This is a genomic window from Geobacillus sp. JS12, assembly GCF_001592395.1.
Lineage (GTDB): Bacteria > Bacillota > Bacilli > Bacillales > Anoxybacillaceae > Geobacillus > Geobacillus zalihae.
The window spans coordinates 1,237,251-1,256,126 of record NZ_CP014749.1; the positions used below are offsets into that span (position 1 = coordinate 1,237,251).

Genomic DNA, 18,876 nt, shown 5'->3' on the forward strand with positions numbered 1-18,876 from the left:
TCCGTCTCACGTCAATAATTCGCCTTCTTCTTGATTATTCTCTTTCTTCAACTTATAGTACATAAGATTCCTCTCCTTACAGAACTCATCTACTTCCTCAATAGTCGGAATACCAACTTGTGCACCTAGCCTCATCACCTTCAACGCCCCGACGATGGTTGCAAATTGTGCAGCGCTTACAAGATCCTCCCCATCAACAATAGCACATGCAAGTGCACCCGCGTAGGAATCACCCGCCCCAACAGTATCTATAGGGGTTACTGGAACAGCCTGGATATACTCAAACTCTCCGTCATTGCAGATCAATGAACCTTTATCAGCCATTTTAATAATCGACTTTTTTACTCCCATTAACTCAAAACATTTGGCGGCTTCATATGCTGTGTCCACCGATACTACATCTATTCCAGTTAATTCCTTTGTCTCTTGACGGTTTGGAATAATTAAATCAGCGTATTCCAACGCACGCACCGTAATTCCATCAGCTGGCGCAGGATCAAGAATCACAAACATATCCTTCTTTTTGGCTTCAATCATAGATTGAATGACTACTTCTTCTGGAACTTCCATTTGAACTAACAGAACTTGGCTGTTCGAAATGCCAGAAAAAGCGTCGCATACATCTGCAACCTGTAGCTGGTCATTCGCTCCTTTTACCACAAGCATGGTGTTTTCGGCTGTACGATCAATCGCAATAATTGCACAGCCTGTTGGACTATCCTCTATACGTTTTACATAGGTCGTATCAACTTTGTTTTTTTGCAGCGAATTTAACACAATCTCCCCATATAGATCCTTTCCGATGGCACCAACCATATGGACAGTTTTCCCTAGACGAGCGCATGCCGTTGCCTGGTTTGCCCCTTTTCCTCCAGGCAGCAGCTCGATTTTTTTTCCGAAAACCGTATCGCCATGGCCAGGATATCGATCTGTAAGAGCTACTATATCTATGTTTATACTGCCAACAACGACAATATCCGCCATTCTTTTATTTCTCCTTTGATCTTAGACTTGATTGTATTTGAAAACTATCAATAAACTGTCTTAACCTAAGAACAGCATCTTCTAAAGCCAGTTCTTTCTTAAATAGGCATGACGTGCCCAAGACCAGCATATTTGCGCCATTTTCTAAAACTGCAGGCATTGTTTGATACCCTATGTTTCCATCTACTTGAATATTCACATCATAGTCTGCCTCTGTGATCAACTCTTTCAGTTTACTAATTTTTTTCTTCATTAAAGGTATAAATTTTTGTCCGGCAAACCCAGGATTGACCGTCATCACTGTAATATAGTCCACCGTATCCAAAACGTATTCAATGGTGGAAATAGGGGTCGATGGATTTAATGCTACCCCCGCCTTCAAGCCACTATCTCGAATCTTTTGTAATGTTCTTTGGAGATGAAGGGTAGCTTCGACATGCACTGAGATCATATCCGCTCCGGCATCAATAAATAATCCCAAGTGCTCTTCCGGTTTTTCAATCATCAGATGGACATCAAATGGTTTATTAGTAAAATTCCTTAGCGCTCGAATTATATCCGGCCCCATTGTAAAGTTCGGAACAAATTTTCCATCCATAATATCAAAATGAAAATAGTCAACTCCCGCTTTATCTAAACGAATGACATTATCTCGGAGATTTCCCATATCAGCGCACATAAGGGATGGGCCGATTAAAATCACGTACTATCTCCCCTCAGACAAATTCCTCATTTTTAATAGATAAAAGGTTTTTCATCAACTTCGCTCTTCCAAAATAATCATACAAAAACTCGTATTGTATAAATAATTGATCATAGATCTTTCTGTTTTCTTCATTTACTTCGTAAACGATAGGTTCATAGTGAATCATATGGCGCTGAGCCTCCTCGATCGTATCCCATCCTCCCCTTGTTTTCCCTGCTGCAACAGCAGCAAGCACAGCTGCTCCCATAGCACATGTATGTGGTAATGTCACAACGTGCACATTTTTACCTGTTATATCTGCAAGCAATTGCATCAATAGCCTGTTTTTTTCCGCCAAGCCTCCACATGCATATATTTCATCAATATTGATACCGTTTTCAACAAAAGCGTTTAAAATCTTCTTTGTGCCAAAACCGAGAGATTCCATCAGTGCTCTATATATATGCTCTGGTTTGGTTTGTAAAGTAAAACCAACAATAAGCCCTGTGAGATTTGGATCTTTCAAAACAGAACGATTGCCATTCCACCAATCGAGCGCGATTAACCCATTCTCTCCTGGCCGGAGTCGGGAAGCTTCTTCTTCCAAAACGCAGTATATCGATTTTTCCGATGTTGCTTCTCTCATCAAATGAGCAGGTGCCCCATTTTTAACAAACCATGATAATAAGTCTCCCCCGGCGCTCTGCCCAGCTTCGTATCCAAAATAACCAGGCAGAATACCATCTTCAACTACGCCGCTGATCCCGGGCACAAAAATTTCTCTTTTATCCACACACATATGGCATATCGATGTTCCCATCGCCATAACCATTGTTCTAGGTTTATTTATTCCAGCACCCAACAGAGAAGCATGGGCATCAATAATTGCAACAGATACAGCAACACTTTCAGTTAATCCTAATTCCAAAGCCATTTTTCGGGATAGAAAACCTGCTCTTGAACCAATTGGATAAATATTGTCCGATAATTTCTCACCAATTAAGTTTTCGAAGCGCGGATGAACAAATTTTAAATATTCCTTAGAGGGGAATCCTTCATGCTTACTCCATAACCCCTTATACCCCGCCATACATGAACTCCGTTTTTCTTCCCCAACCAACTGCATAACAATCCAATCACCGGCTTCGATAAATTTATCTGCAGCATCATAGATCTCCGGGGATTCATGCAATATTTGTAAAATCTTAGGCAACATCCACTCCTCAGAGATTTCCCCTCCATACCTACGCAAAAAGGGTTCGTTTCTCTCGAGTGCTACTTTATTGATAAGTTGGGCTTGTTTATGTGCTGCATGATGCTTCCATAACTTAACCCAGCTATGTGGGTTTTTTTGTATTTCTGATCAAAACAAAGGGGAACACCACTTTTAAAAATAGGCAAAATCGTACTCGCAGTAAAATCGATCCCGATACCTATCACATCTTGGACGTTAACCTTAGAACCTTTTAAGCATTGTTTTGCTATATCTTTTAATACATATAAATAATCTCCCGGATGTTGAAGCACCCAATTGGGCTCAAGCAGTTCTCCAGACTCAGGTAGCCTCTCTGTGATTACCCCATGAGGATAATAGGAGACGGCTGAGGCGATGACTTCCCCTGATTTCGTACTTACTAGTACACCTCTAGCGGATTCAGTACCAAAATCTATTCCAAATACATATTTGTCTTTCAAAAGTTCTCACCTCTATATTGTTTGACTATTATTATAATTAATTCATTTTTGTTTTTCAACATCATTTTGTATATTTTTTTCTGAATTAGAGATTATAAAACAAAAAAATAAGTTGAAATATATTATATTTTTGTGGGGTTTCATCTTTGTTAAGCCAAAACAACATTGATTCCCAAACTTCTGATGCTTCTCATGTCATTCACAGACATTTTGTCATCCGTAATTAAATAATCCACATCCTCCAAATCAGCTACCCGAATCAATGATTTTGTTCCGTATTTGCTGTGATCAGCAAGCAAAAAAAGTTGATCCGATATAGAAATAAATTTTTTCTTTGTCTGGGCCTGCATTTCATGAGCTTCACTAACCCCTCTCTGCACATCAAATCCAGTGCATGAGAAAAAGAACTTATCTACATGGTAATCATCAATAACTTTTTGAGCAGATATCCCAACAAATGACATCGATTTATCTAAAAGATACCCACCAATAGTGATTAGTGTGACTTCTTCTCTCCCTGCTAACTCCAACGTTACAGCAATCGAATTTGTAATCACCGTAATCTCTTTATCTTGGATGTATTTCGCCATTTGCAATGAAGTAGTACTGGCATCCAAAGCAATAATATCCCCATTTTCAATAAAAGTTGCTGCTTTTTGTGCTATCACTTGTTTTTCTTTTATATTAATCGATTGACGCCTAAAAAACGGAATTTCTGTTTGATTTTTTTTATGGATACCGCCCCTCCATGTACACGTTTCAGCAATCCCTCCCTTTCTAACCGTTCAAGATCCCTGCGAATCGTCTCTTCGGTGACGTTAAATTTTTTGCTCATATCCGCCACCCGAACTGACCCGAATTCCTCAACAAGTTTTAAAATATGTGCCTGCCTCTCATTTCCCACCCACGTCATATCCAACTGGCCATGTTTTATCATCATACTACTCCATCCTTTCTAAATAAATTGATGAATCCCACAAAAAACAACTATTATTTTTTTATTATTATCTATTTTCTAATATAACACACAAATCGTTTTTAAGGAATTTTACGTTTTTTAGGGCCTTTCCCCTATATTGAAACCTTATTGGTTCATCACCACACAACGTGTACTTGACAAGTGAGGATTTTTCTCGTTTTCCCCTGTATAAAATCGTTGTTTTACTGGTTTTTCATTGCAGAAGGAAGTATGGCGTGTTTTGAAACGGTCAAGTACAACTTTTGTTGAACATCCATCTATTGTTGTCATGTGAATGAATTTGTCTCTCGAAAAAACATGATTGACAAAATGACGGTTGATAGATGTCCGAATATAGAAATATCCTTGTAGGATATACAATTAAAAAACAGCGGCCCTCTCTTACAAAGCCGCTGTTGACGATCTTCTTTTCTTCTTCTACGCCCTTGATTTTTCCTTTAATCCAATCCTATGATGATCCTCCTCATTCATCCGGCTGAAAATCGCCGCGAGGATCGATCCAGATATGTTGTGCCACACGCTGAAAATGGCGCTTGGAACAGCCGCCAAGGGTGAGAAATTGGCTGTGGCGATCGCCACGCCCAATCCGGAGTTTTGCATTCCGACTTCCATTTTCCTGCAAAAGAACTAATTTTCTCTATGATCGTCATAAATGGAATCCTCCTCAACAAATGTGCCCGCCAACCGCTTGGATATCTTCTTCACGTTCGACCGCCACGTCAATGGCAAGACGCAGCCCTTCCACGATCGTTTCTAATGCCATGCTGGGCTGCCCGAGATGCCGGGCGGCTTGTTCCGGCAAATACGGAATATGGATAAATCCGCCGCGAATGGGCTTCTTCGATTGGGTGATGTAATGCATCAATCCATAAAACACATGGTTGCAGACGAACGTTCCCGCTGTATAAGAGACAGAGGCTGGTATGCCGTGACGCCTCAACGCCTCGACAATCGCTTTGACCGGCAAGGTTGACCAATAGCCGACAGGCCCGCCTAGAACAACGGGTTCGTCAATCGGCTGCTGGCCTTCGTTGTCGGGAATGCGGGCATCATTGATGTTCACCGCCACTCTTTCAACAGAAATATCCGCTCTCCCTCCTGCCTGTCCGACGCAAATCACCACATCAGGATCCACTTGCATGATTGCGTCATGCAAGATGGCTAATGATTTGCCAAATATGGTTGGAATCTCGCGAACTTCAACGATATACCGATCGTTTTTCCATCCGGCTGCTTGCTTGGCCGCCTCCAGCGACGGATTCACCGTTTCTCCTCCAAACGGATCAAATCCGGTCACGAGCACTTTTTTCATCGCATCTCCATCCTTTTTGATGATGAAATTTATAAATCTATGAGTGTAATCACATACATTGCGGCGATGTTGAACGCCAACAGAATCAACGCTGTCGGCACTTGCACGCGAATCACGTGGTTTTTGTCTTTCAAATATTGTCCACCGCTGCCGAATGAGCGCGAATGTCATCCCGCACATGATCCGGCAGTTTTCCGTATTTCGCTTCCGCCGCTCCTTCTGCCATAGGAGCGACGAGCGGACGAACCATTTGAGCATGGCCGCCGATGGAAGTAAGCCCAGCCGCGGCTGCCGCTTCCCGGATGATTAAATAGACCGTCAAGATTCTCCCTGTTGTCGCCGCCTTGATTTTCGCCACGACACTCTCCGCCTGTTCCCGCAGCCCAAAGCGTTCCAAAAGGCCGATGACGGGCAATGTCGCAATGAACACCGCCATATACCGGTTGGTCGTAAACGCCGTTCCAAACTGTTCAATAATGTCATACAGCGATTGATGAGCGAGCAATCCTGTCGCCAATCCAGCCGCTGTCACAACAAGAAGCGGATTTATGCGAACGATAAAACCAATGATGACAATCAACACGCCAATGAGCACCATGTTCCCTTTCTCCTCTCCCAACATCATATTGGCATTGTGATCCGTCCATCTCGCTGCCTTATTCCTCCACCGACTTTTCCTGCCTCCCCCCTTTTCCTTCAATCGTTCCGTATTTCGGAACAATCATTCCAATTTCATCATTTTCATTATATAATTAAGAAAAGTCAAAAATCAATCAATATTTGGTGGAATTTGTCCTCGCTGAACACCGCCGCAGCAATTGAACCGAGCCCCTTTTTATTGCATCCCCTTCCTCTATTTTGTATCATGAATAATTAAGAGAAATTTAGCAGAAAAAGGAGTGCTCCCCATGACCAAACAACTCCCTCCCGGCCAATTTGAAACGGAAAAATGGCCGATTTTGCATGAAGGCGATGTGTACGAATTCGATGAAGCGACGTGGAATTTCCGATTGTTCGGCGATGTGAAAGAGGAAGTTTCGCTGTCGTATCAAGAAGTGATGCAGCTGCCGAAGACGGTTTCAACCATCGATATGCATTGTGTCACAACATGGTCAAAATTCGACACGACGTTTGAAGGCATCGCCTTCCGCGAGTTTTTGCGCTTTGTGGAGCTAGATCCTGATGTGAAATACGTGAAAATTTACGGATATTTAAACGGCGACCGGTTCGGTTATTCGGCGAACTTGCCGCTTGAGGCGCTCATGGGCGACGATGCCTTGTTTGTCTATCGATGGAAAGACAAGCATCACGACTGGCAGGACATCTCGCCGAAGCACGGCTATCCGCTCCGGTTCATCCCGCCAGCGACGTTTTACTTATGGAAAGGGGCGAAATGGGCGTCGGGCATCCGCTTTATGAAGGAAGATGAGCCGGGCTATTGGGAGGAGCGCGGCTATTCGATGACCGCCAATCCGTTTAAAGAGGAGCGGTTTGCCGACTGGGTGCCGCGGATTCGCTTTTGACAAACGCAAAAAAGCGAGGGAAAAACCCTCGCTTTTTGTTCATCAAGCGGCTTGGCGGGATGCCGCTTGTTTCTCAAGCCAAGCACGAAGGCGCCAAAAGAGAAGCTGAAATACGATGGCCGCCATCGCTCCTTTGACGGCGTTAAACGGCAAAATCGCCGATACCACCAACGCCTTCGCTTCCGGCGCGCTCATCTGCGGAGCGCCGAGGAAAAGCGTGTACGCCGGCAGAAAGACGTAGTAGTTGAGCACGCTCATGACGAGCGCCATCGTCACTGTTCCCGCCGCCAACCCCAGCAGCAAGCCTTTTTTCGATGCGGCTTTCCGATAAATATAGGAAACCGGCAAAAGGAACGCCACCCCGGCAGTGAAGTTGGCGATCTGGCCGACCGGAACGCCGGTCGCACTGCCGACGAACACGTAGTTCAGCACGTTTTTCAATAGTTCGACCGCCACGCCGGCGAGCGGGCCGTACAACAAGGCGGCGATGAGCGCCGGAATGTCGCTGAAATCAACAAGCAAAAAGTTGGGAAACGGCGGCAGCGGAAAGTTGAGCATCATGAGCACATGCGCCATGGCGCCCAACGCTCCGATGCCGACAAAGGCGCGAATGGAAATGCGTTTCATGCTTGTTCTCCTCCCCTTCTCGTGATTCATCCTCACAAGAAGAAGGCTGCCGCCGCGAGCGCCAACAAAAACTCCCTTAAACCGGACGAGGCTTAAGGGAGAAAAAGGGTGTGCGCAACTAGACGTTCGCATGCGCCAAAACGAACGCCGGCAAACCTTCATCTTCTCCCATCCAGACTATACTGTCGGCTCCGGACTTGCACCGGATCCTGCCTTGCGGCTCGCGGGCTGAGAGGCGAAGCGCCTCATCACCGCCGGTCGGGAATTTCACCCTGCCCCGAAGATGAATCGTTTTTCATTTTTGATTATTCTGATGAGTTTAGTATACAATCCTGTTTTCGATTTGTCTATGTTTTTTTGCTCACAGCTTGATTATTCCCGCATCGGAAGCGAATCTCCCGGTTCGAGCACCGGTGGGGCGACTTGAACCAAATCGGCGTATTTCAATCCCGTCCCCGTGTTGAGCACGACGACCGTCTCCCCGTCGCGAATCCAGCCGCTCTCGCGCAATTTTCGGGCCGCCGCAAACGCCGCCGCTCCTTCCGGGCAAATGAACGCTCCTTCGAGCTCCGCCACCGTCCGCTGCTCGGCCAAAATCGCTTCATCGCCAACGGCAACCGCGCAGCCGTCTGTCTCATATACCGCCTCAAGCACCAGGAAGTCGCCGAGCGCTTTCGGCACATTGATGCCAAACGCCACTGTATGAGCGTTCGGCCAAAACTCGGATTCGCGTTTTTTCTCCTGCCACGCCTTCACAATCGGCGCGCAATGCTCGGCCTGCACAGCAACAAGCCGCGGCATGCGGCCGTCCACCCAGCCGAGCGCCTGCAATTCTTTGATCGCCTTGTAAATGCCGATCAACCCAACGCCGCCCCCGGTCGGATACAAAATGACATCCGGAAGCCGCCATGAGAATTGTTCGGCGATCTCAAGCCCCATCGTTTTCTTTCCTTCAATCCGGTACGGTTCTTTCAACGTCGACGCATCGTACCATCCGTATTCGCGGATCGCTTTCGCCACAATTTGGCCCGCATCGCTGATCAAACCGTTGACTAAATACAATTCCGCTCCTGCGATGGCGCATTCTTTGCGCGTCAATTCCGGCGCGTCAACCGGCATGACGACTGTCGCCTGAATGCCCGCCCGCGCCGCATACAGCGACCACGCCGCACCCGCGTTGCCGTTTGTCGGCATGACGAGCTGTTTGACCCCTAATTCTTTTGCTTTAGAAACGCCGACAGCCGCTCCGCGCGCTTTAAACGTTCCGGTCGGAATGACTCCTTCGTCTTTCATGTAGAGCGCTTCAATGCCGATTTTACGGCCGAGCCGCGGCATCGGCACGAGCGGCGTCATCCCTTCGCCGAGCGACACGATATGTTCAGGACGTTTCACCGGCAATAACTCATGATACCGCCATAAGCTCGGTTCCCGCTCTGTAAGCACATCCTGCTTCACTTCTTGGCGCATCGACTCCAAATCATACGCGACCAGAAGCGGCGACCCGCATTCACAAAGTTGATGAATTTGGTCGACATCGTATGTACGTTCACATTTCGGACAATACAGATGAGACACGTAGCTGAATGACATGGTTTGGCTTCTCCTTTCTGTTCCGCTCATCTGCACAAGGCAGGAAGCAGCTGCGTTCTCATTTTGGACGAGGCCCTTGCTTTTTCATTATATCATAACGCTTCTCTTGGCCGCCTCGCCCGCCGTGGAAAAACTCGTGCGCCGCATGGCGCCCCCTCTTTCCCTGTTGGAGATCGCATATGATAAAATAAACACGGAACCTCTCCGCTGCATTGGCGGAAGCGATTCGCGGATTCACCCAACACTCATACATAAAAAGGAGATGAACCAATGAAACAGGAACTCATCGAACGCTTCATCCGCTACGCGAAAATCAACACTCAATCCGACCCAAACAGCCATACGTGCCCATCGACTTCGGGACAGTGGGAGCTGGCGAGAATGCTCGTCGAAGAGCTGAAGTCGATCGGCATGGAAGATGTGACGATCGATGACAACGGCTACGTGATGGCGACGTTGCCGGCCAATACGGACAAAAACGCGCCCGTGATTGGCTTTTTGGCTCATATGGACACCGCTCCGGAGTTTACGGGAGCCAACGTCAACCCGCAAATCATCGAACAGTACGACGGCGGGGACATCGTGTTGAACAAAGAACAAGGCATCATCTTGTCGCCAAACGATTTCCCGGAGCTCGCTCACTACCAAGGGCATACGCTCATCACGACCGATGGGACGACGCTGCTTGGCGCCGATGATAAAGCCGGAATCGCCGAAATTATGACCGCGATGAACTATCTCATTCAACACCCGGAAATCAAGCACGGCAAAGTGCGCGTCGCCTTTACGCCGGATGAGGAAATTGGCCGCGGGCCGCATAAATTTGACGTTGCCAAATTCGGCGCCCAATTTGCCTATACGGTCGACGGCGGGCCGCTTGGCGAATTGGAGTATGAAAGCTTTAACGCTGCCGAAGCGAAAATCACGATCAAAGGAAAAAACGTCCATCCGGGCACAGCGAAAGGAAAAATGATCAACTCGATCAAAATCGCCATGGAGTTCGAGCAGCAGTTGCCAGCCGATGAGGCGCCTGAGCATACGGAAGGATATGAAGGGTTTTACCATTTGCTTTCGTTCCAAGGCAGTGTAGAGGAAACGAAGCTTCACTACATCATCCGCGACTTTGACCGCGAACAGTTCGAGGCTCGCAAAGCGAAAATGAAAGAGATCGCGGCTTCGCTTGCGCAAAAATATGGAAACGACCGAATCACGCTCGAAATCAACGACCAATATTACAACATGCGCGAAAAAATCGAGCCGGTGCGCCACATTGTTGACATCGCCCACGAAGCGATGACGAACTTGGGCATTGAACCAAAGGTGAAACCGATCCGCGGCGGCACGGACGGGTCGCAGCTCTCCTACATGGGGCTGCCGACGCCGAACCTTTTCGCCGGCGGCGAAAACTTCCACGGCCGCTACGAATACATTTCCGCCGACAATATGGTGAAAGCGGCCGAAGTGATCGTGGAGATCATCAAGCTGTTCGAGCAAAAAGTATCTTGATCTGCAGCGATGGCCTGACTTGAACGATCGTTTGTCTATCGCCCAAGCAACGGTTTTGTGCAACCATATGAAAAGGTGTCCCCAACGAGCCGGGACACCTTTTTGACGAAGCGATCTGTCGCCCCAATCCCGTTCCGTCACGGAAGCCGGTTGATCCGCCCCTCGATCCGTGCTGAGAACGGTTGCTCAAGACCGCGAATATACGAGACAAGGGCATCCAAATCGACCGGGCCGACCTCGCGGTTTGTCCCATGCGTCAACACCGTGAACCCATCGCCGCCGTCGGCGAGGAAGCTGTTGACCGTCACCGTGTACTCGGCGTCCGGTTTTAGCGGTGTGCCATCAGGAAGCTGAATGTCAATGACTTTTTCTCCGACCGGCCTGCTGGCGCTCCATGTATAGCGGAGGCCGGAGATTTGCAGCATGCGCGTTTGGGTTGGCTGCCATTGTTGATTCAAAAGCTGGCGGATTTGCGCGCCGGTGAGCGTCATTTTCACAAGCTGGTTGTTGAACGGCTGAACGTTGTACAATTCGCCCCACGTCACTTCGCCTTGTTCAATATCGGCGCGAATGCCGCCCGGGTTCATAAAGGCAAAATCGGTTTTCATCGCCGCCCGCTGGGCATCGGCGATCAAATTGCCCAAGGCGGACTCGCCGCTTTCGTTTTGTTCATCGGTGATCGTTTCGGCTGCTGTGCCGACGACTTGATTGACAAGCGGCGCCACTTTCGCTTCATATTTTTCGACGAGGGCACGGATTTCCGGGTCCGGAGTGATGCCGTCATGATAGGTCGTCACGATCTCCGCTTTTTTGGCGACGACGTCTTTCGTGCGCGGGTCGATTTTCAAATCGACATCAGCAAACGCCGTGCCGTACGAATACGACTGAACGAGCAGCTTGCCGTCCACAACCGCATTTAAATAGGCATGGTTATGACCGGCGAAAATCACATCGACTTCATCATCGACATTTTTGGCGATATCGACAATTTCCCCGCTTGCGTTTGTCCCATCCGGATTGGATACGCCTGGGTTATGGGCGAGAACGACGATCGTTTGCACTCCTTTTTTCTTCAGTTCCCGGACCGCTTTGTTAATCGCTGTTGCTTCATCGATGAACTTGACTCCCGCGACGCCGCTTGGCGTCACAATCGTTGGTGTTTCCGTGAGCGTGACGCCGATCAATCCGATCGGCATGCCGTTGACCCGCTTAATCACATATGGCGGGAGAATCGGCTTTCCTGTTTGCGCATCAACGACGTTGGCGCTCACGTACGGAAAATCTGCTCCGGCGAAATCGCCGGTCGCCGGGTGGTATCCGCCATGGATCAAGCGGAGCATTTCCGCTACTCCTTCATCAAACTCATGGTTGCCAAGGGTGCCGACGTCAAAGCCGAGCTTATTGAGCACTTCGATCGTCGGCTCGTCCTGCAGCAACGCCGATACCGGCGGGCTGGCGCCAACCGCATCGCCGGCATGGACGAGCAGCGTATTTTTGTTTTCCGCCTCCCGCTGTTTCAAATAAGCGGCCAAATAATCAGCCCGTCCGACTTCCCGCCCGCCGACTTTTCTCGTCACATTCAACTGACCGTGGAAGTCGTTAATGCCTAACAGCTGCACCTCAATATAACGGTGCGAGGAAGCAGGCGGCTTCCCCTTGCTTTTCCCGTTCCCTGCCGCCCCAACTGGAGCCGCGGCCAGCACCGCTGCAGCAGCCAATGCGGATAGCACCCGTCTTCCCCATCGTTTGGAATTCTTCATTCCCGGTTCCCCTTTCTCTCGCCTTCTCGTTCACTCCCATTATATCCTTGCGAGTCCATACAATGATAGAGAAGAAAGGATGATTTTTCGTAAATATTTTGTAAATTCACAACTGACTGTTGAGAACAACAGAAACAAAAAAAGACCGCCCGATAGAGTCTGTTGATCGGACAGTCTTTCCCTTTTAGCTCGGTGGACAGCCAGCGTCATTCGGCGCTATGCCACGCGAAACGGCCATGAACGTCAAGCCCTTCTCCTTGTTAGATCGTCTCCTTCCCGCGCACGCCGTTGATCGAATAGCTCGCTGTAATGGCGGCATTTAACGAATGGGAAACGGAACAATATTTTTCTTTTGACAACCGAATGGCGCGGACGACCTTGTCTTCCGGCAAATCGCCTTCGAGCGCGTAATGAATATGAATCTCTGTAAACCGCTTTGGGTGGTCATCGGCGCGCGTTCCTTCGACTTCCATCGAAAACGCGCGGACATCAAGCCGCATTTTCCGCAAGATCAAAACGATGTCAATGCCGGTGCAGCCGGCTAAGGCGTGAAGCAAAAGCTCCATCGGCCGAGCGCCTGAATCGTTGCCGCCGACGTCTTTGGCCGCGTCGATCGGAATGGTGACACCGGAAGCGCTTTGGCCGCTGAATGACATGTTTCCGTTCCATACAACCGTCGTTTTCATCATGGTCGCTCCTTTCTCATCGGTCCGGGGTCGGACGGACGTTCCGACAGCCCGTTTCTTCTTTTCAGTTTAGCGGCTATGTCCTTGAAATGCAAAATTCCTGTCTACCGTTTTCGCTCATGCATGTTAAAATAGAAACATGCACAAACTTGTTGAGTAAAGGGTGTTTGATTCGATGACCGCACTCATTTTGCTTCTTGCTTATCTTCTCGGCTCGATTCCGTTTGGCCTTCTTGTCGGGAAAATCGGCTACGGGATCGACATCCGCGAACATGGAAGCGGCAATCTTGGGGGAACAAACACGTTCCGCGTGCTTGGGGCGAAAGCGGGAACGATCGTCATTGTCGGCGATATGCTAAAAGGGACGCTGGCGGCGAGCTTGCCGATGCTTTTTTCCGTCCCCGTGCATCCGCTTTTGGCCGGGCGGTGGCAGTCGTCGGCCATATGTATCCGGTGTTCGCCAAGTTCCGCGGCGGCAAGGCGGTGGCGACATCGGGCGGGGTGATGCTGTTTTATTCGCCGTTGTTCTTTTTGTCGCTCATCGCCGTGTTTCTTGTCGTCTTGGCTGTTTCACGCTACGTCTCCCTGTCATCGATGGCCGCGGCGCTGTATGCGGTCGTGTACACCGTCTTTTTCACGGACGACATTCCATTGACGGTGGCAGTGTTGTTGCTGGCTTCGTTTATCTTTTATCGTCATCGCGCCAACATCAAGCGCATCTTGAACAAAACAGAGCCAAAAGTGAAATGGCCAGGCAAACGCTCATGACGACGGACGGAGAAAGGAGTTTGTTGCGTTGAGATTGCCGGAAGCATTTGTCGCGAAAATGAAGAAGCTGCTTGATGAAGAAGCAGACGAGTTTTTCGCTGTTTATGAAAACGAAAAAATCAACGGCTTGCGCGTCAATCCGTTGAAAACCGACCCGGGCGCATGGGCAAAAACGGCGCCCTTTTCCCTTTCCCCGGTGCCGTTTTGCCCGACCGGGTTTTATTATGAGCCGGACGAACAGCCGGGAAAGCATCCGTACCATGCGGCCGGCCTGTATTACATTCAAGAACCGAGCGCGATGGCGGTCGCCGAAGCGCTGCGTCCCGCCCCTGGGGAGACAGTGCTCGACTTGTGCGCCGCCCCTGGCGGGAAAACGACCCAGCTTGGAGCGATGATGGAAAACAAAGGGCTGCTTGTCGCCAACGAAATCCACCCGAAACGGGTCAAAGCGCTCGCAGAGAACGTCGAACGGTTCGGCTTGACGAACACCGTTGTCGTCAATGAAGCTCCCGAGGCGCTTGCCGAGCGGTTTCCCGGCTTTTTTGACAAAATTTTAGTGGACGCCCCCTGTTCCGGCGAAGGCATGTTTCGCAAGGATGAAGAGGCCGCTTCGTTTTGGAGTCCGGCCTATGTGGAAGAATGCGCGGCAAGGCAGCGGCGCATTTTAGAAAGCGCCTATGCGATGCTGAAAGAAGGCGGCATTCTTGTCTATTCAACATGCACGTTCTCTCCGGAGGAAAACGAGCAAACGATTGAATGGCTGCTTGAGGCGCACGATGACTTGCGGCTGTTGCCGATCGCCAAAGCGGGAGGGCTTGAGCCAGGGCGGCCGGAATGGACGAAAACCAATCGATCCGATCTCGTCCACGCCGCCCGCCTTTGGCCGCACCGTCTGAAAGGGAAGGGCATTTTGTCGCCAAACTGCAAAAACAGCGGCCCACCTCACCTTGGCAGGGGCGACGGGCAAAAGCGAACGCGCCAAAAGCCGCGATCCGCCTGTATCGCCAGTTTGAACAAGAGGCATTGTGGACAGAGCGAGACGGCACGTTCGTGTCATTTGGCGCCCATTTGACTGTGTTGCCCGAGCGTTGCCCGGATTTGTCCGGTTTGAAAATCGTCCGCGCCGGGTTGCACTTAGGGGATGTGAAAAAAGAGCGGTTTGAGCCGAACCATGCCCTTGCCTTGGCGCTGCGGACAGAGGAAGCGAAACATGTGCTTGACCTATCGAGCGCAAGCCGCGAAATCGTCCAATATTGGCGCGGCGAGACGCTTTCCACCGGCGGCGACCGCGGTTGGCTGCTTGTGGCCGTGGATGGATTTCCGTTCGCCTGGGGGAAAGAAGTGAAAGGAACGGTGAAAAACTTTTATCCAAAAGGGCTGCGCCTCGTCTAAAACGTCGGAAAAGCAGATGGCAAAGGAGCTCCCAATCGCAAAAAAGGGGCTGACCCAAAACGCGGGTGCGTTTTAGGTCAGCCCTTTTTTACTGGTGCTGCTTCGTCGGAATTGTTAAGGTAAACACGATCTCATCGGCGGCCAAATCGATTTTTTTGGCCGCCACTTGATAGCCGTTGCCAAAGCGAATGTCCGTGAGCGCGACGTAGACGCGGGTGTGCTCCGGGTCAATCGCCACTTCATCCGGCAGCGGGGCGTGCTTTTGCAAGTAGCGAAGCACATACGTCACTGGCAGCTTCCAGTCGCCGAGCGAAATCGTCGGCTCCGTGAGCTCGACATTCCCTCCTTTGATTACTTTGGGCACAAACGAGACGACAAGTTCGACCGAGCGGCCTAAAATGGGGATTTCGCTTGAAACATAGACGCGATCGGCGAGCCAAACGCGGTATTGCAGCGGATGGCCTTTCGTTTTTTCTGCCAAATAGTCGTTCATGACGGCGTTCAAATGCTCCTTCTTCGAGTATACTGTAAACGAAGCTCCCTCCACATTTGGGCGCGCCGGCCGCTTCACCGGTGAAGTGGGTTCGAACAGCCAGGCGACAGTCCAAACAAGAACCGCGGCGTTGACAGCCGCCAACATCCAAAACGCTCGTTTCCAATTCATTGCAATAAGCTCCCTACCCACCACTCTTTTTGTTGATCTAACGCTTCATGCACTCGCATGGCCATCTGTTCGTATCCTGCGGCATTTGGATGAAATTCATCACGGTAGAGCAAATCATCATGATCGGCAAAGATGTCTTGAATATCAACGAAAATCGTTCGGTCATAACGGGAAAGCACCGCCTGGCTTGCCTTGTTCCACTCGGTAATGACATCATTGATTTCCGGAATATTCGGCAACGTCGTGGAAAACGGATTGTATAGACCCACAAGCACAATGACCGCATCCGGATTAATCGTGCGAAGCGAGATCAATAGATGATCCAGTCGGTCGGCAAATATTTCCGTGGCTTGCTGAAACCGCTGGCGCGACAAGTCTAAAAAGTGCGAGCGGACGACATTCATCACATCGTTGCCGCCAATGGTGATCAAGATCATATCAGCCCGCCCGAGCTCCGCTTGATGGGCGTGAATGACTGGTTCCAATTCAGCGAGGCGCCGGCCGCGTTTCCCGAAATTCGCTACGGTGACTGTCCGCACTCCCTCTTCTGTCGAAAGGAGCGGGACAAGGCGGCCGACATACCCGCCTTTCCTTTCGCCGTCCCCCACTCCTTCCGTCAACGAATCGCCTAAAGCGACCAAATGTATATCTTTCGGAAGCGGCTTTGCTTCCGTCTGCTTGACGGCGGCTTCATGCGGGCGCTCCGGCTTTCCGCCCGCCGAAAGCGACACGCATCCGGCGAGCAGCCAGCAGCACAACAACCATCCCCACCGTCTCATTGTTTGACACCTGCCTTTTGCCGCAACAAGGGGAAAGACGAAAAGAAGGCAAAAAGGCGGTAGCCGTTTTTGCCTCATTGCGACGACTGCACGATTTTGATATGCTCTAAAATTGTTTCGTATGGCACATCTTGCACGCCGCTGTACGTCTGAACCACTTTTCCGTCTGGCCCGACCAAATAAAAACTGGTGCCATGCACGACTTGGTCGTCATTGGCCGGCTTTTGCACGATCGTTTTAAAGCTTTTTTGCGCCAACTCGCTGATCTCGGCCGGGCTGTATCCAGTCAGCAAATGCCAGTTTGCTAGATCATCTGTAAATTGCTTCGCATACGCCGCCAGTTTTTCCGGCGTGTCGACTTCCGGGTCGACGCTGAAGGAGACAAACTCGACATCCAGTCCTTCTTTCTTTGCCATTTGCTTTAGCTTGGCCATATGGGCCGTCATCGGCGGACAAACCGTTTCGCAATTGGTAAAAATAAAATCGGCGACCCACACTTTTCCTTTCAAGTCGCGAAGTCCAAACGGCTGACCAGACTGATCGACAAACGTAAAGTCCTCAACCGGCCAGTTTTTGGCGTCCGGAATCGTTTTTCCGCACGCCGCCAGCAAAAGAACAACGAGAAAAAGTGCGATTCGTTTCCACATCGATAGGTCCTTCCTTTTCGACCAAAATATGTTGATGCCGCCAATAACGGCGTTTATTCATCAAGCGGCGCTTCCTCGGCGTAGTACATGAGCGCCAGCGACCCGGGACCGGTGTGAATGGAAATGACCGGCGTTGTTTCAACGATGTCAATCGGCGAATAGCCGATGATGTCTGTCACCGCTTCCTTGAGCCGCTCCGCCCACCGAGGAGCATCGGCATGGGCGATGGCGATTTTCTCTACCCGTTTGGCCCCTTGTTCCTCGACAAGACGGCCCGCCAAATGGGACACCGCTTGCGAAAAGCTGCGAACCTGGGCAACCGGCGTATACAGCCCGTCAACCAGAGCGGCGATCGGCTTAATACGCAAAAGCGAACCGATGAGCGCTTTGCCGCGGCCGATGCGGCCGCCTTTCACCAAATGCTCAAGCGTATCAAGCACAACATACAGCCGCGTGCAACGGCGTATTTCGTCAAGCCGCCGGATGATATCGGCGACGCTTCTGCCCGCCTTGGCCAAACGTGCTGCTTCGAGCACTTGAAACCCCAACGCACAGGAAATAAATTGTGAATCCACGACGGTGACCGCTGCCTCTGTCAAAGCGGCCGCATGTTCAGCCGCACGGACCGTACCGCTCAGCTCGCCAGCCATATGGATCGACACAATCTCGCTGCCGTCCGCTCCGAGCCGGTCATAGACGGCTAGAAACTCACCGACCGACGGTTGCGAGCTTTTCGGCAATTCACGCGCTGCCTTCATCTTCGCCATAAACTGCCCTGGCGTGATTGTCACCCGGTCGATAAACGCCTCCCCATCCACTGTCAAATGAAGCGGAACGACTTCAACGCCGTGCTTGGCAAGCACCGCCGCCGGCACATCGACCGTTGAGTCGGTTACAATTTTGATTGATTTCATTCGTTCACTCCTAATACTGATGATCTCGTTTCCATTATATAATGAAACCGGCGAAAATCCCACCAAAAAAAAGTTGTTTTGCCGCCAAGGGCAAAACAACAACAGTCATGCATTATGCTTTAACGCCGTTTCTTTAAAGATCTGTTCATATACAGGCCATTTCAGCACTTTCTTCAAATGTTCGCGGAACGAATACACAGAACGGCTCGTTCTCGATCGGTACACCTTTGCAATAAACGCCTCCAAGCGCAGTTGGATCATGAATCGGTATGTGTTCTCTTCCTCCAATACAGGAATTTCGATAATCTTGACCTTCTGTCCATATGCGTTTTTGAACTCGAGGCTTTTGAATAGCAAAATATCAA

16 protein-coding genes, 6 pseudogenes and 1 riboswitch are annotated in these 18,876 nt (G+C 49.9%); of the genes and pseudogenes, 4 read left to right on the plus strand and 18 right to left on the minus strand.

Annotated features, from left to right (window positions below; all coding sequences use genetic code 11):
• Positions 1-6: 6 nt before the first annotated feature.
• The 9 genes and pseudogenes from rbsK to A0V43_RS06140 all read right to left on the minus strand — a co-directional run.
• Positions 7-984: a ribokinase gene (gene rbsK / locus A0V43_RS06115; RefSeq protein ID WP_063192641.1), complete on the minus strand. Its 978-nt coding sequence runs from the start codon at positions 982-984 to the stop codon at positions 7-9.
• A 4-nt stretch (positions 985-988) separates the two neighbouring features.
• Positions 989-1,687: a ribulose-phosphate 3-epimerase gene (gene rpe / locus A0V43_RS06120; protein ID WP_128577987.1), complete on the minus strand. Its 699-nt coding sequence runs from the start codon at positions 1,685-1,687 to the stop codon at positions 989-991.
• A 13-nt stretch (positions 1,688-1,700) separates the two neighbouring features.
• Positions 1,701-3,364, minus strand: a pseudogene (locus tag A0V43_RS06125) (ribulokinase).
• A 149-nt stretch (positions 3,365-3,513) separates the two neighbouring features.
• Positions 3,514-4,032, minus strand: a complete 519-nt coding sequence (locus A0V43_RS06130; protein WP_236930962.1) for a DeoR/GlpR family DNA-binding transcription regulator — start codon at positions 4,030-4,032, stop codon at positions 3,514-3,516.
• An 11-nt stretch (positions 4,033-4,043) separates the two neighbouring features.
• Positions 4,044-4,304, minus strand: coding sequence for a DeoR family transcriptional regulator (locus A0V43_RS20330; RefSeq protein WP_236930964.1), 261 nt, complete (start codon positions 4,302-4,304; stop codon positions 4,044-4,046).
• Positions 4,305-4,760: 456 nt separating this feature from the next.
• A pseudogene (locus A0V43_RS20335) lies at positions 4,761-4,955 on the minus strand (transporter, sodium/bile acid symporter family protein); the annotation flags it as partial.
• A gap of 52 nt (positions 4,956-5,007) precedes the next feature.
• Positions 5,008-5,655, minus strand: a complete 648-nt coding sequence (gene pcp / locus A0V43_RS06135; RefSeq protein ID WP_063192642.1) for a pyroglutamyl-peptidase I — start codon at positions 5,653-5,655, stop codon at positions 5,008-5,010.
• Positions 5,656-5,684: 29 nt separating this feature from the next.
• Positions 5,685-5,789, minus strand: a pseudogene (locus tag A0V43_RS18750) (5-oxoproline transporter, DUF979 family subunit); the annotation flags it as partial.
• Positions 5,789-6,253: pseudogene (locus A0V43_RS06140) on the minus strand (5-oxoproline transporter, DUF969 family subunit); the annotation flags it as partial. The pseudogenes A0V43_RS18750 and A0V43_RS06140, both read right to left, overlap by 1 nt.
• Before the next feature lie 310 nt (positions 6,254-6,563).
• On the opposite strand from A0V43_RS06140, the gene A0V43_RS06145 reads away from it, so the two are divergent.
• Positions 6,564-7,178, plus strand: a complete 615-nt coding sequence (locus tag A0V43_RS06145) for a sulfite oxidase-like oxidoreductase (protein ID WP_063192643.1) — start codon at positions 6,564-6,566, stop codon at positions 7,176-7,178.
• Positions 7,179-7,220: 42 nt separating this feature from the next.
• Here the strand turns inward: A0V43_RS06145 and A0V43_RS06150 are convergent, their stop codons facing one another.
• Positions 7,221-7,805 (minus strand): ECF transporter S component, encoded by a 585-nt coding sequence (locus tag A0V43_RS06150; RefSeq protein ID WP_042381121.1) that lies wholly within the window; start codon positions 7,803-7,805, stop codon positions 7,221-7,223.
• A gap of 156 nt (positions 7,806-7,961) precedes the next feature.
• A riboswitch (FMN riboswitch) is annotated at positions 7,962-8,094 on the minus strand.
• A gap of 83 nt (positions 8,095-8,177) precedes the next feature.
• A complete protein-coding gene (locus tag A0V43_RS06155) occupies positions 8,178-9,395 on the minus strand; it encodes a threonine synthase (protein WP_063192644.1) in 1,218 nt (405 codons plus the stop codon).
• A gap of 270 nt (positions 9,396-9,665) precedes the next feature.
• Between A0V43_RS06155 and pepT the strand changes: the two genes are divergently transcribed.
• Positions 9,666-10,901 (plus strand): peptidase T, encoded by a 1,236-nt coding sequence (gene pepT, locus A0V43_RS06165; protein WP_063192645.1) that lies wholly within the window; start codon positions 9,666-9,668, stop codon positions 10,899-10,901.
• 137 nt (positions 10,902-11,038) lie between these two features.
• Here pepT and A0V43_RS06170 read toward each other — a convergent pair whose 3' ends face one another.
• Positions 11,039-12,661 carry a bifunctional metallophosphatase/5'-nucleotidase gene (locus A0V43_RS06170; protein ID WP_063192646.1) on the minus strand — a complete coding sequence of 541 codons (1,623 nt, stop codon included), beginning with the start codon at positions 12,659-12,661 and terminating at the stop codon, positions 11,039-11,041.
• Positions 12,662-12,921: 260 nt separating this feature from the next.
• Positions 12,922-13,347 carry an OsmC family protein gene (locus A0V43_RS06175; protein WP_015374887.1) on the minus strand — a complete coding sequence of 142 codons (426 nt, stop codon included), beginning with the start codon at positions 13,345-13,347 and terminating at the stop codon, positions 12,922-12,924.
• A 175-nt stretch (positions 13,348-13,522) separates the two neighbouring features.
• On the opposite strand from A0V43_RS06175, the pseudogene plsY reads away from it, so the two are divergent.
• Both plsY and A0V43_RS06185 read left to right on the plus strand, forming a co-directional pair.
• Positions 13,523-14,115, plus strand: a pseudogene (gene plsY / locus A0V43_RS06180) (glycerol-3-phosphate 1-O-acyltransferase PlsY).
• A 28-nt stretch (positions 14,116-14,143) separates the two neighbouring features.
• Positions 14,144-15,507, plus strand: a pseudogene (locus A0V43_RS06185) (RsmF rRNA methyltransferase first C-terminal domain-containing protein).
• Positions 15,508-15,595: 88 nt separating this feature from the next.
• Here the strand turns inward: A0V43_RS06185 and A0V43_RS06190 are convergent.
• From A0V43_RS06190 to A0V43_RS06210, 5 genes are all read right to left on the minus strand, one after another.
• The gene (locus A0V43_RS06190) at positions 15,596-16,171 is read right to left on the minus strand and encodes a YpmS family protein (protein WP_011231260.1); all 576 of its coding nucleotides are present in this window, start codon (positions 16,169-16,171) and stop codon (positions 15,596-15,598) included.
• Positions 16,168-16,950: an SGNH/GDSL hydrolase family protein gene (locus A0V43_RS06195; protein WP_063192647.1), complete on the minus strand. Its 783-nt coding sequence runs from the start codon at positions 16,948-16,950 to the stop codon at positions 16,168-16,170. Before A0V43_RS06195 ends, A0V43_RS06190 begins: the two co-directional genes overlap by 4 nt.
• Positions 16,951-17,024: 74 nt before the next feature.
• Positions 17,025-17,597, minus strand: a complete 573-nt coding sequence (locus tag A0V43_RS06200; RefSeq protein ID WP_011231262.1) for an SCO family protein — start codon at positions 17,595-17,597, stop codon at positions 17,025-17,027.
• Between the two features lie 53 nt (positions 17,598-17,650).
• On the minus strand, positions 17,651-18,511 hold the full coding sequence (locus tag A0V43_RS06205) for a DegV family protein (RefSeq protein WP_063192648.1): 861 nt from the start codon (positions 18,509-18,511) through the stop codon (positions 17,651-17,653).
• 105 nt (positions 18,512-18,616) lie between these two features.
• Positions 18,617-18,868, minus strand: coding sequence for a YpmP family protein (locus A0V43_RS06210; protein ID WP_015374891.1), 252 nt, complete (start codon positions 18,866-18,868; stop codon positions 18,617-18,619).
• Between the last annotated feature and the right edge of the window lie 8 nt (positions 18,869-18,876).